Source organism: Rhizobium sp. BK491 (assembly GCF_014194925.1).
Taxonomy (GTDB): Bacteria; Pseudomonadota; Alphaproteobacteria; order Rhizobiales; family Rhizobiaceae; genus Rhizobium.
This window is the reverse complement of record NZ_JACIAR010000005.1, coordinates 110,218-122,910: the sequence shown is the minus strand read 5'-3', so window position 1 is coordinate 122,910 and position 12,693 is coordinate 110,218. Positions and strand designations below refer to the sequence as shown.

Genomic DNA, 12,693 nt, shown 5'->3' with positions numbered 1-12,693 from the left:
GAGGTGCCGCAAGTTCCTTCTCCCCTCGGGGAAAAGGTGGCCCGAAGGGTCGGATGAGGGGGTAATCGATTTGAATGCGGGGATTTTCGTGCTCTTGGCAGCCCCCTCATCCGCCTGACGGCACCTTCTCCCCGAGGGGAGAAGGGGAGCGCGGCGCCGATGTGTCTCACAGGCGACGGCCCAATACTACGCAGTGGCGGGTCGCATGACTTTGCTTTCCCGCGTTCGCGCCCACTGAATGACAGGCCGTTCGAGTAGCACATAGCTCAACGTGCCGATGGCGAAGATGATGGCGGTTGCGATGAGACTTGAGACGATCCAGCCGCCCAGCACATCGTCCGAACCCGCGCCGAAGGATGAGGGGAACAGCTGCGGCATCAAGGTCAGCACGATATCCTGCCAGATATAGACGCCGAAGGAGACGGTGGCGACATAACGGCTCACGGGATTGTCGAGCAGCTTTGCCAGCAGCAGCGATTGCGTAAGCGCGCAAAGCGCGATCGCGGCCGCGAGGGGCAGCAGCGGAAATTGATAGGGAATGTCGAGCCAGGCATAGCCTTCCGCCGCACCGCCGATCGACTGCGGCAGCTGCCACGCACCCATGACGATCGCGAGCGCGCCGATGATGTCATAGATCGCCGAGCGGCGGGCTGGGAGGAGTATCTGGATGCCGGCGGCGAGCGCGCCGATCGCGAATATGGCAAAGAAGCCGATCGGGTTGTAGCGCGGCATCCATTCCTTGGCGCCGCCCTGGAAGCCATATCGCCATCCTTGCCCGACATTGTCGGTCGGCAGATAGGTCACTACGAGCCAATGGCCAATCAGGGATATAGCGATGATGCCGATCCAGAGCAGGCGGCTGACCAGTATGGAGCGTGATCTCATTTTTGGATGAAACAACAGCAGGAAGCCGATCGGCAGGAGAACATAGCAGGTCGTCTCGAAGGGGATCGACCATAAAGGCCCATCGCCCTGCACCGGGAAAAAGGTGCGCCAATGCCATTGGCTCATCAGGAAGAAACCGGCGATGTAGCGGCCGACCAGTTCCGCGTCTAGCGGAAAGTTATAGATGGTGAAGCTGATCAGGAAGCCGACCGTCAGGGCAAACCAGAAGCCCGGCAGAATACGCGCTGCCCGGCGCATGGCATAGATTTTCAGCGAAGGTAGGGGTTGGGCTCTATCCAGCGCCAACCAGAAGGGGCGCGCAAGAAGGAAGCCGCTGAGGACGAAGAAGACCGAGACGCCGTGATTGCCGAAGCGCGCCAATATGAAGGTTACATCCAGGGCTGGTGGGATCTTGTAGAAATTCATTCGGAGCACGAGATGGTGAACAAGCACCATTAGACATGCGACGGCGCGCATGAAATCCGCTCCTCCCAGCCGCTTGGCGTTCTCCATTCCCGTATCCGCCCGAAATCTCGCTCTATTGCGTTAGGTCATTGCGGCGGTTTCGGCAAGCGTGATCCTTGAAGGCAGGACGCCCGGACCCATCGTTGCCGGGTCCGAGCGTCGGACCGATCTCCCGCACCTGCCAGAAACGAGAGATCGGATTCCTGTGTTGGGATAGGGATCAGGCGGCAACGGAGCGGTAGGGGCGCGTGACGCGAGCTGGCTTTAAGGCGTTGCTCCACCATGTCAGCCGCGCAATCATGAGAACAAGGGATTTTCTGGCATCGAGCGGGTTTTCAAGCGCGCCATCCTCGGCAAATCTGCCCCAGGGATTGGCGAAGCTTACCGTATCGCGCACCGTGACCGTGTGCAGTTCGGCAAAGACGAGCCGCAACTGTTCCACCGCGCGCAGGCCGCCGGAGATGCCGCCATAGGAGACGAAGGCGACGGGTTTGCCATGCCAGGGCTCATAGACGAGATCGAGCACCAATTTCAGTGAGGCGGTGAAACTGTGATTGTATTCGGGCGTGACGATAATGAAGGCATCGGCATCCGAAAGCCGCTCCGATAAAGCTCCGACGCCGGGATGCTCGCGATTGTGCGCGAAAGGCAGATCGAATTCGAGAGGATCGATCAGATCGATGTCTATAAGCGGATAATGCGCCAATTCGCGGGCGACCCATTTGACCACCCGGTCGCATAGCCGACCCGGACGCGTGCTGCCGTAGATGATCGCCAGCCGGGTTCTTTCTGTCATGTCTTGCTCCTGCTTTACGCGGTTCGGAGCCAGGGTTATAAAACCTCAAGTAAAGTTGAGGTCAATAGCGAAAATGGGAAAAATCGATCCGGCTCAATTTCCGAAGCTGCTGACGGTCGGCGAGGTGGCTGCACGCAGCGGCGTGGCTGTATCGGCGTTGCATTTCTATGAAGCGAAAGGCCTGATCGAGAGCCATCGCAGCAGCGGCAATCAGCGGCGCTATCCTCGCGAAGTGCTGCGGCGAGTCTCCGTCATCAAGGTAGCCCAACGCGTTGGTATTCCGCTTGCCGAGGTTCAGGCGGCTCTTCAATCGCTGCCGCAGGGTCGCACGCCAACAGCATCGGACTGGAAGGCGCTTTCGGAGCTATGGAAGGATGATCTCGACGCCCGCATCAAGCGCCTGCAGGGACTTCGCGATCAGCTGGACAGCTGTATCGGCTGCGGCTGCCTTTCGCTCGATAGCTGTCCCTTGCGCAATCCCTGGGATCAGCTTTCCGAGGAAGGCGCAGGCCCGCGGCTGCTCGATCCCGGAGAGTGAATTGGCCGCTTAGAGCAATTCCAGGAAAAGTGCGCAGCGGTTTTCCGTCCGGAATTGCGTGAAAACAAAGAGATAGAGCGGCTTAGAGATTCCGTGAAAAACTGAACCGCTCAGGCGTGGACGTGGTTCTCTGCCATATAGCTGTCGAGCGCTGCGGCTTCTTCCTTCGAGAGGTAGAGGCCCTTCTTGGAACGGCGCCATAGGATATCTGTTGCGCTATAGGCCCATTCCTGTTCGATCAGATATCGTACTTCCGCCTCATAGAGATCGCTTCCGAAACACCGGCCGAGATCGGCGATCGTCTTGGCGTTGCCCAGGATCATGGCAGCGCGCGTGCCGTAGCGGCGGATGAGCCGGCGGGCATGCGGATCGGCAAGGAAGGGGTAACGCGACTTGAGCTTAGTGACTTCGGCCTCATAGCCGCGAACCGGAAAATCGCCGCCGGGGAGCGAGCTGCCGGCAGTCCAGGGTTTACCCTTGAGGCCGATGGCTTCGCCGATCTTTTCCAGCGCATGTTCGCCAAGGCGTCGATAAGTGGTAAGCTTGCCGCCAAAGACGTTGAGCAGCGGCGCCTGGCCTTCTTCTCCCTCGACCTTGAGAACGTAGTCGCGCGTGGCTTCCTGCGCTTTCGATGCGCCATCGTCATAGAGCGGGCGCACGGCCGAGTAGGTCCAGACGATATCCTCGGGCCGGACAGGCTCTTTGAAATATTCGCTGGCGGCATTGCAGAGATAGGTGGTTTCCCCCTCGGTGATTTTCACATCTTTCGGATCGTCCTTGTAGTCGCGATCCGTGGTGCCGATCAGCGTGAAATCCTGCTCGTAGGGAATGGCGAAGATGATGCGGTTGTCCGGGTTCTGGAAGAAATAGGCGCGCGGGTCATCGAACTTCTTGCGCACGACGATATGGCTGCCCTGAACGAGACGGACATTGTGCACCTGGTTTTTGCCGAACGTACCGGACAGTACCTGATCGACCCAGGGGCCTGCTGCATTGACCAGCATGCGGGCGCGAAACTGACGCTTCTCGCCGCTGATCGTATTTTCCGTTTCGATCGCCCAGACTGCGCCTTCGCGCCGGGCGGAGACCACCTTCGTCCGCGGCATGATCGTCGCGCCGCGGTCGGCTGCGTCGCGGGCATTCAATACGACCATGCGGGCATCGTCGACCCAGCCGTCGGAATATTCGAAGGCTTTGGTGAAGAGCGCCTTCAGCGGCTTGCCCGCGGGATCCTTCTTCATGTCCAGCGTCGCGGTCGGGGGGAGCAGCTTTCGTCCGCCGAGGTGATCGTAGAGGAAAAGGCCGAGGCGGATCAGCCAGGCCGGGCGGATGCCGCCCTTATGGTAAGGCAGGACGAAACGCATCGGCCAGATGATGTGCGGCGCCATGGCCCAGAGCACTTCGCGCTCCATCAGCGATTCGCGCACGAGACGGAATTCATAATGTTCGAGGTAGCGCAGGCCGCCATGAATGAGCTTTGTGGCGCCTGACGACGTGCCGGAGGCGAAGTCGTTCATCTCGGCAAGCGCGACCTTGTAGCCGCGCCCGGTGGCGTCGCGGGCGATGCCGCAGCCATTGATGCCGCCGCCGATAACGAAAATATCGTAGACCTGCTCGCTCACCCGCCCCTCCGCAAAGGTCAGCCATCCCCTGAAGATGGAAAATCGAAACTAATCCATCTAAAGCGAAACAGATACGAATGTCAAACGAACGTTTCTTGACGGAAAGTGCGCGGGTCAGGCCGATCTGCGAGCGGTTTCAACGAGATGGACGTCATGTTCCGCTGCGATGGAGCGCACGGATTCGATACTGCATTGGTCGGTGACGAAGGTGTGGACTTGCGAGAGATGACCAATGCGAACCGGGGCGGTTCGTTCGAACTTGGTGCTGTCGGCAACGAGAATGACGTGCCGGGCATTGGCGATGATGGCCTGTGCCACTTTCACTTCGCGAAAGTCGAAATCCAGGAGTGCGCCGTCGGGATCGATCGCCGAGGCGCCGATGACGGCATAATCCACCTTGAACTGCTTGATGAAATCGACGGCGGCCTCGCCGACGATGCCACCATCCGAACCGCGAACGACGCCGCCGGAAATGACGACTTCGATGGAGGGGAAAATACGCAACTTATTGGCAACGTTGATGTTATTGGTAATGACCATCAATTCGTGATGGCCAAGAAGCGCTTCGCCGACGGCTTCCGTCGTCGTGCCAATATTGATGAAAAGCGAGCTATTGTTGGGGATCAGGCTTGCTGCGGCACGGCCGATCGCCTGCTTTTCGGGTGCGGCAATAGACCGTCGCGCCTCATATTTCACGTTCTCGGTTCCGCCGGGAAAGATTGCGCCGCCATGCACGCGCGATAAAACGCGGCCGTCGCAGAGATCGTTCAGATCCTTGCGGATGGTTTGCGGCGTGACCGAGAAGCGCAACGCCAGCTCCTCTACGAGTACTCGTCCTTCCGCCTTGGCGATGTCGAGAATCTCGGTCTGACGTCCGGATAGGAACATGGTTTTCGCTCCCTTTCTTTCGTTTTTTCGTCATCATATGGTAAAGTGAAAATTCCGCAATTACTGACGCGCGAATTGTGCGATTTGGGAGGATTTCGTGTTTCATCCGAAGCTATTCGAAAATCGCAATGTCGTGGTCACCGGCGCCGGCCGCGGCATCGGGCTGGAGGTCGCGCGGCAGTTTCTCGATTGCGGCGCCCATGTCCTTGTCCATATCGGCCGTGATACTAGGCGCGATTTGCCTGACTTCCTGATGGAAGCGGAGGCCGACCGTCGCGCCTTCCTGATTGCCGGTGATTTCGCAGCCAGCAACGGCACGCGCGATTTCGTCAGCGCAGCCGGGGAGCGCTTCGACCGTATCGACGTGCTGGTCAACAATGCCGGCACCATGGTCGGGCGATTTCCCGCCGGCGAACTGACCGACGAGCAATACGAGCAGATCGTTCATCTCAATCAAACTTCCGTCGTGGAAGTGACGAGAGGGCTGTTGCCGCTGCTGCGGGGAGCCGGGCAGGCGGCAATCGTCAACACTGTTTCGATTTCGGCGCTGACCGGCGGCAGCCCAGGATCGGCGATTTATTCCGCTTCGAAGGCCTTTGTCGCGACCTACTCGAAAGGGTTGGCGCGCGAATTGGCGCCTGACGGCATCCGGGTGAATTGCGTCTCCCCCGGCACGATAGCGACCGATTTTCATGAGCGTTATTCATCGAGAGAAAAGCTGGAGCAGACGCGCAAATCGATCCCGCTTCAGCGCCTGGGCACGCCCGAAGATTGCGCGCCCGCCTATCTCTTTCTCGCAGCCCCGCTGCTTTCCGGCTACATCACCGGGCAGGTGATCGAGATCAACGGCGGGCAGCTTATCTGCTGATAAAACGGACCTTTTTTGGTTTTCCATGACTTTTCTCAATCAGCTTCTGATTTGATAATATTATAAGCATACATCCGGGGATTTCTTACTAGAGGCTGTTATATGTCGTCGTCTCTACCGCAGGGCGGTGCAGCGGAACGTGAGGTTGAGGAAATGACCGACAGGGCGCGAAAGTCGAGCGCCCTGCTGAAAGCACTATCGCATGAGACACGCCTCGCAATTCTCTTTATGCTTGCCAAGCACGAGAAAACGGTGATGGAGCTCGAGGCTCTTCTTGACCTGCCGCAGGCTGTCGTTTCGCAGCATTTGGCGCGCCTTCGTCTGGACAAACTCGTCGATACGCGCCGCGAGGGGCGGCTCATCCACTATGCTGTCGCTAAGTCGGAAATCTGCGCTGTTGTCGATTCCCTGCATAAAGCATTCTGTCCGGGCGAATGTTGAGGTCCGAAGCAGCCTTGCATGTTGCGTTCACTGGGCTGTCGGTCTAACCCTTTCACTTCGGGAGAGCGGGATGATCGACAAGCTGGAATTCTTCATCGCGCTGGCGAATCAGAAGCATTTCGGGCGCGCGGCCGAGGAATGCGGGGTGACGCAGCCGACCTTGTCGGCGGCGATCCGGCAATTGGAGGACCAGCTCGGCGTGATGCTTGTCAGCCGTGGTTCTCGCTTTCAAGGTCTGACGCCCGAGGGGCAGCGCGTGCTGGAATGGGCACGCCGCATCGTCGGCGACAGCCGTACGATGCGCGAGGAGATGCGGGCTGCGCGCAAGGGCCTTGCCGGCCATATCCGCATTGCTGCCATTCCGACAGCACTTGCCATGGTGCAGAAAATCACCACGCCTTTCCAGGAAAGACACCCGGACGTTACCTTCTCCATTTTATCGCGCAATTCGCTCCAGGTTCTGAGCCTGCTGGAAAATCTCGAGATCGATGCCGGTATCACCTATCTGGAAAACGAGCCGCTCGGCCGTGTTACCAGCGTGCCGCTCTATGCCGAGCGCTATCACCTCATCACCGCGGCAGGCAGCCCGTTTTCCGAGCGCGAGACGGTGACCTGGAAGGAAGTCGGCGATCTTCGGCTTTGTCTATTGACTGCCGATATGCAGAACCGGCGCATCATCAATCGGCATCTTGCCGAGGCGGGCGCGACCGCCAAGCCGACGCTGGAATCCAATTCGATGATCGTGCTGTTTTCGCATGTGCAGACCGGTCGCTGGGCGAGCATTATGCCGAAGAATATTGCCGATTCCTTCGGTTTTCCGGCGGATATTCATAAGATCCCGATCACGGAACCTGATGCCGAGCATCTTGTCGGCCTGGTCGCTACCCACCGCGAACCCTTTACGCCACTCGTCTCTGCCTTGTTGCATGAGGCGAGATTACTCGCAGAAGAGAACGGGAACCGATAGAAAATTTCTATCGAGTGACGGGACTGCCTTATTGATCCTTTGCCGTCTCCCTGCGAGCTTATCTTCATGGCGTGTCGATCGCGCGCCAGGAGGAAATGCCGCATAGGTCTTTTCTGAAGATTCGCCTTCGATCTTCGGAGCTATGCGCGGGAGGCTGCTAATGAGTTTGAATCAGGCTGCGGGCGATGTCGCGACCCGCGCCGGCACCATCATCGATAGCATGAAATCGATGGAGGGGCCGCTTTTGCCGATCCTGCACGGGATTCAAGATGAATTCGGCTATGTGCCGCAGGATGCGTTGCCTCTGATTGCCAAGGCACTGAACCTTTCGCGCGCCGAAGTGCATGGCGTCATGACCTTCTATCATGACTATCGCGATCATCCGGCAGGTCGTCATGTCCTGAAGCTCTGTCGTGCCGAGGCCTGTCAGTCGATGGGAGGCGATGCGCTTGCCGACCGCATCAAGCGGCTCCTGGGCATTGATTTCCATCAGACCACGCTCGATGGTAGTGTCACGCTGGAACCGGTCTACTGTCTCGGGCTTTGTGCCTGCGCTCCGGCTGCGATGCTCGACGGCGAACTCTATGGCCGCCTCGACGATGAGGGCGCGGACGACCTCGTGAAGGAGGCGCGCCAATGACGCTCACCATCTATATTCCCCGCGATGCCGCCGCCCTTTCGCTCGGTGCGGGGAAAGTGGCGAAATCGGTCGCGCAGGAAATCGCCAAACGCGGGCTCGATGCGCGCATCGTGCGCAACGGCTCGCGCGGCATGTTCTGGCTTGAGCCTCTGGTCGAAGTCGAGATTGGCGGCAAGCGTATCGGCTATGGACCGGTGAAGGCCACGGATGTTCCCGCACTCTTCGACGCCGGGCTCGCCGAAGGCGGCGAGCATCCGCTCTGTCTTGGGGAGGTCGAAAGCCTCCCATTCCTGAAAGAGCAGACCCGCCTAACCTTTGCCCGCTGTGGCATTACCGACCCGCTTTCGCTTGAGGATTATGGGGCTCATGGCGGCCTGAAAGGCCTGCGTCGTGCCATCAGCATGGCGGCTGGCGATATCGTCAAGGAAGTCACCGATTCCGGCCTGCGCGGCCGTGGCGGTGCGGGCTTCCCGACCGGCATCAAATGGAAGACGGTGCTGGATGCGCCGGGCGATCGCAAATATATCGTCTGCAACGCCGACGAGGGCGACAGCGGCACTTTCGCCGACCGGATGATCATGGAGGGCGACCCCTTCGTGCTGATCGAAGGTATGGCGATCGCGGGGCTGGCGACCGGCGCGACCAAGGGCTTCGTCTATACGCGCTCGGAATATCCGCACGCTATCGCGGCCATGACGGAAGCGGTCGAAATTGCGCGCAAGGCCGGCATTCTCGGCGCTTCGGTGCTCGGTTCCGGCAAAGCCTTTGACATGGAAATCCGCACCGGTGCGGGCGCCTATGTCTGCGGCGAGGAGACGGCGCTGCTGAACAGCCTCGAAGGCAAGCGCGGCATCGTGCGCGCCAAGCCGCCGCTGCCGGCGCATAAGGGCCTGTTCAACTGCCCCACAGTCATCAACAACGTGATCTCGCTCGCCTCGGTCCCCGTCATCATGGACAAGGGTGCTGCCTTCTACCGCGATTTCGGCATGGGCCGGTCGCGCGGCACGATCCCGCTGCAGATCGCCGGCAACGTCAAGCATGGCGGTCTCTATGAGACAGCCTTCGGCCTTTCGCTCGGCGATATCGTCGACAGGATCGGCGGCGGCACGGCGACGGGGCGGCCGGTCAAGGCGGTGCAGGTGGGTGGCCCGCTTGGCGCCTATTTCCCGCGCGCACTGTTCGACACGCCGTTCGACTATGAAGCCTTTGCAGCCAGGGACGGCCTGATCGGTCATGCCGGCATCGTCGTTTTCGACGATACCGCCGACATGCTGAAGCAGGCGCGGTTCGCGATGGAATTCTGCGCAGTCGAAAGCTGCGGCAAGTGCACGCCCTGCCGCATCGGCTCGACACGCGGCGTCGAGACGGCCGACAAGATCGCTAGAGGAATCGAGCCCGAGAAGAACCGGGTGCTGCTTGCCGATCTCTGCAACACGATGAAGTTCGGTTCGCTTTGCGCGCTCGGCGGCTTCACGCCCTATCCCGTGATGAGCGCGATGACCCATTTCCCGGAGGATTTTTCTCCGGCTCCCTTGATTGAAGCGGCGGAGTAAGATCCATGTCCCTCGTTCCAGAAATCGATTACGGCACGCCGGCCTCCACCTCCGAAACCATGGTGACGCTAACCATCGACGGCCGCCAGATCACGGTGCCCGAGGGCACCTCGATCATGCGTGCTTCGATGGAGGCAGGCATTCAGGTCCCGAAGCTCTGCGCCACCGACATGGTCGATGCCTTTGGCTCCTGCCGCCTCTGTCTCGTCGAGATCGAAGGCCGTAACGGCACGCCGGCCTCGTGCACGACACCGGTCGCACCCGGCCTTGTCGTTCACACGCAGACGGGCCGACTGAAGGATATCCGCCGCGGCGTGATGGAACTCTATATTTCCGACCATCCGCTGGACTGTCTGACCTGCGCGGCCAATGGCGATTGCGAGCTGCAGGATATGGCCGGCGCCGTCGGTCTGCGCGACGTGCGTTACGGCCATGAGGGCGACAACCACGTCAAGGCGCGCAACAACGGCGACATTAATCTGAAATGGATGCCGAAAGACGAGTCCAACCCCTATTTCACCTATGATCCGTCGAAGTGCATCGTCTGCTCACGCTGCGTGCGAGCCTGCGAGGAAGTGCAGGGTACTTTCGCTCTGACCATCGAGGGCCGTGGCTTCGGCTCGCGCGTTTCACCCGGAATGCATGAGAGTTTCATCGACTCGGAATGCGTTTCCTGCGGCGCCTGCGTGCAGGCCTGCCCGACGGCGACGCTGACCGAAAAGTCTGTCATATCGATCGGCCAGCCGGAGCACTCGGTCGTCACCACCTGTGCCTATTGCGGCGTCGGCTGTTCCTTCAAGGCGGAAATGCGCGGCGAGGAGCTGGTGCGCATGGTGCCTTGGAAGGACGGCCAGGCCAATCGCGGTCATTCCTGCGTCAAGGGTCGCTTTGCCTATGGCTATTCGACCCATAAGGACCGCATTCTCAACCCGATGGTCCGCGAGAAGGTTACGGATCCCTGGCGGGAGGTGACCTGGGACGAGGCCTTTGCCCATATCGCCACCGAGTTCAAGCGGCTGCAATATCAGTATGGCCGTGATTCGATCGGCGGCATCACCTCCTCGCGCTGCACCAATGAGGAAACCTATCTGGTGCAGAAGCTGGTGCGCGCCGGCTTCGGCAACAACAATGTCGATACCTGCGCCCGCGTCTGCCATTCTCCCACAGGCTACGGCCTTGGCCAGGCCTTCGGCACCTCGGCCGGAACGCAGAATTTCGACAGCGTCGAGCATTCTGATGTCGTCATCGTCATTGGCGCCAATCCGACGGATGGTCACCCGGTCTTCGGCTCGCGGCTGAAGAAGCGGCTGCGCCAGGGCGCCAAGCTCATCGTCATCGATCCGCGCCGTATCGATCTGGTGCGCACGCCGCATGTCGAGGCGAGCTATCACCTGCCGCTGAAGCCCGGCACTAACGTCGCCGTAATGACGGCACTGGCGCACGTGATCGTCACCGAAGGCCTGTTCGACGAGAAGTTCATCCGCGAACGCTGCGACTGGTCCGAATTCGAGGACTGGGCCGCCTTCGTTTCCGAGCCGCAACACAGCCCGGAGGAAACGGAAAAATACACGGGCGTTTCTCCCGAACTCGTACGCGAAGCCGCTCGTCTCTTTGCCAAGGGCGGCAACGGCGCGATCTATTACGGCCTCGGCGTCACCGAGCACAGCCAGGGCTCGACCACCGTCATGGCGATCGCCAATCTCGCCATGGTCACCGGCAATATCGGCCGTCCGGGCGTGGGCGTGAACCCGCTGCGCGGCCAGAACAATGTGCAGGGCTCCTGCGATATGGGCTCCTTCCCGCACGAGCTGCCGGGCTATCGCCACATCTCCGACGATGCGACCCGCGACATCTTCGAAAAGCTCTGGGGCGTGAAGCTCAACAATGAGCCCGGCCTGCGCATTCCGAACATGCTCGATGCCGCGGTCGATGGCACGTTCAAGGGCATCTACATCCAGGGCGAGGATATCCTTCAGTCCGACCCGGATACCAAGCATGTTGCCGCCGGCCTTGCCGCGATGGAATGTGTCGTCGTTCACGACCTCTTCCTGAACGAGACGGCCAACTACGCGCATGTTTTCCTACCCGGCTCGACTTTCCTCGAAAAGGACGGCACCTTCACCAATGCCGAGCGCCGCATCAATCGCGTTCGCAAGGTCATGACCCCGCGCAACGGCTATGCCGACTGGGAAGTGACGCAGAAGATGGCGCAGGCCATGGGTCTCGGATGGAACTATAGCCATCCGTCCGAAATCATGGACGAGATCGCCGCAACAACGCCGAGCTTCGCGCTCGTCTCCTACGACTATCTGGAAAAGATGGGCTCGGTGCAGTGGCCCTGCAACGAGAAGACGCCGCTCGGCTCGCCGATCATGCATGTCGATGGCTTCGTGCGCGGCAAGGGCAAGTTCATCCGCACGGAATATGTCCCGACCGACGAGCGCACCGGTCCACGTTTCCCGCTGCTGCTCACCACCGGGCGCATTCTCAGCCAGTACAATGTCGGGGCGCAGACGCGGCGCACGGAGAATGTCGTCTGGCACGCCGAGGATCGCCTGGAAATCCATCCGCACGATGCGGAACAGCGCGGCATCCGCGAAGGAGACTGGGTCAGGCTCAGCAGCCGCTCCGGTGACACCACGCTCAGAGCCTTGATCACCGACCGCGTCGCTCCCGGCGTCGTCTATACGACCTTCCATCATCCGGATACGCAGGCGAACGTCATCACCACCGATTACACCGACTGGGCGACGAACTGCCCGGAATACAAGGTGACGGCGGTGCAGGTTTCGCCATCGAACGGTCCGTCGCAGTGGCAGGTCGAGTATGATGAGCAGGCCCGCCAGTCGCGGCGCATTGCCGGGAAGATGGAGGCTGTGGAGTGACGATGCATGCGTTTTCCCCTTCTCCCCTTGGGGAGAAGGTGCCCGGAGGGCGGATGAAGGGGACTCTCCGCGCGAGGGGAGCTGCTCTTCATTTGCGCTCGAGATACGCGGAGCTATCGCTCCTTGCCCCCCTCATCCGACGCTG

The 12,693-nt window shown here is 60.3% G+C and carries 11 protein-coding genes; 7 read left to right on the top strand and 4 right to left on the bottom strand.

What is annotated here, in order from left to right:
• Positions 1 to 186: 186 nt before the first annotated feature.
• Positions 187 to 1,398 carry an acyltransferase gene (locus tag FHX05_RS22380; RefSeq protein ID WP_183874630.1) on the bottom strand — a complete coding sequence of 404 codons (1,212 nt, stop codon included), beginning with the start codon at positions 1,396 to 1,398 and terminating at the stop codon, positions 187 to 189.
• Positions 1,399 to 1,570: 172 nt separating this feature from the next.
• On the bottom strand, positions 1,571 to 2,146 hold the full coding sequence (locus tag FHX05_RS22375; RefSeq protein ID WP_112607777.1) for an NAD(P)H-dependent oxidoreductase: 576 nt from the start codon (positions 2,144 to 2,146) through the stop codon (positions 1,571 to 1,573).
• Between the two features lie 73 nt (positions 2,147 to 2,219).
• Here FHX05_RS22375 and soxR point away from each other — a divergent pair, with 73 nt between their 5' ends.
• Positions 2,220 to 2,684 carry a redox-sensitive transcriptional activator SoxR gene (gene soxR / locus FHX05_RS22370; protein ID WP_112400517.1) on the top strand — a complete coding sequence of 155 codons (465 nt, stop codon included), beginning with the start codon at positions 2,220 to 2,222 and terminating at the stop codon, positions 2,682 to 2,684.
• Between the two features lie 110 nt (positions 2,685 to 2,794).
• On the opposite strand, the gene glpD is transcribed toward soxR, so the two are convergent.
• Positions 2,795 to 4,306: a glycerol-3-phosphate dehydrogenase gene (gene glpD / locus FHX05_RS22365; RefSeq protein WP_183874628.1), complete on the bottom strand. Its 1,512-nt coding sequence runs from the start codon at positions 4,304 to 4,306 to the stop codon at positions 2,795 to 2,797.
• 114 nt (positions 4,307 to 4,420) lie between these two features.
• Positions 4,421 to 5,194, bottom strand: a complete 774-nt coding sequence (locus FHX05_RS22360; RefSeq protein WP_183874626.1) for a DeoR/GlpR family DNA-binding transcription regulator — start codon at positions 5,192 to 5,194, stop codon at positions 4,421 to 4,423.
• A 97-nt stretch (positions 5,195 to 5,291) separates the two neighbouring features.
• On the opposite strand from FHX05_RS22360, the gene FHX05_RS22355 reads away from it, so the two are divergent.
• The 6 genes from FHX05_RS22355 to fdhF all read left to right on the top strand — a co-directional run bounded on the left by FHX05_RS22355 (position 5,292) and on the right by fdhF (position 12,548).
• Positions 5,292 to 6,062: an SDR family oxidoreductase gene (locus FHX05_RS22355; protein ID WP_183874624.1), complete on the top strand. Its 771-nt coding sequence runs from the start codon at positions 5,292 to 5,294 to the stop codon at positions 6,060 to 6,062.
• A 102-nt stretch (positions 6,063 to 6,164) separates the two neighbouring features.
• Positions 6,165 to 6,503, top strand: coding sequence for a metalloregulator ArsR/SmtB family transcription factor (locus FHX05_RS22350; protein WP_183874622.1), 339 nt, complete (start codon positions 6,165 to 6,167; stop codon positions 6,501 to 6,503).
• Positions 6,504 to 6,573: 70 nt separating this feature from the next.
• Entirely contained in the window at positions 6,574 to 7,470 is an 897-nt protein-coding gene (locus tag FHX05_RS22345; protein ID WP_112336398.1) for a LysR family transcriptional regulator, read from the top strand.
• Between the two features lie 160 nt (positions 7,471 to 7,630).
• Entirely contained in the window at positions 7,631 to 8,110 is a 480-nt protein-coding gene (locus tag FHX05_RS22340; protein ID WP_183874620.1) for a formate dehydrogenase subunit gamma, read from the top strand.
• Entirely contained in the window at positions 8,107 to 9,663 is a 1,557-nt protein-coding gene (locus FHX05_RS22335; RefSeq protein WP_183874618.1) for an NADH-quinone oxidoreductase subunit NuoF, read from the top strand. Before FHX05_RS22340 ends, FHX05_RS22335 begins: the two co-directional genes overlap by 4 nt.
• 5 nt (positions 9,664 to 9,668) lie before the next feature.
• Positions 9,669 to 12,548, top strand: coding sequence for a formate dehydrogenase subunit alpha (fdhF, locus tag FHX05_RS22330; protein ID WP_183874616.1), 2,880 nt, complete (start codon positions 9,669 to 9,671; stop codon positions 12,546 to 12,548).
• Positions 12,549 to 12,693 lie beyond the last annotated feature (145 nt).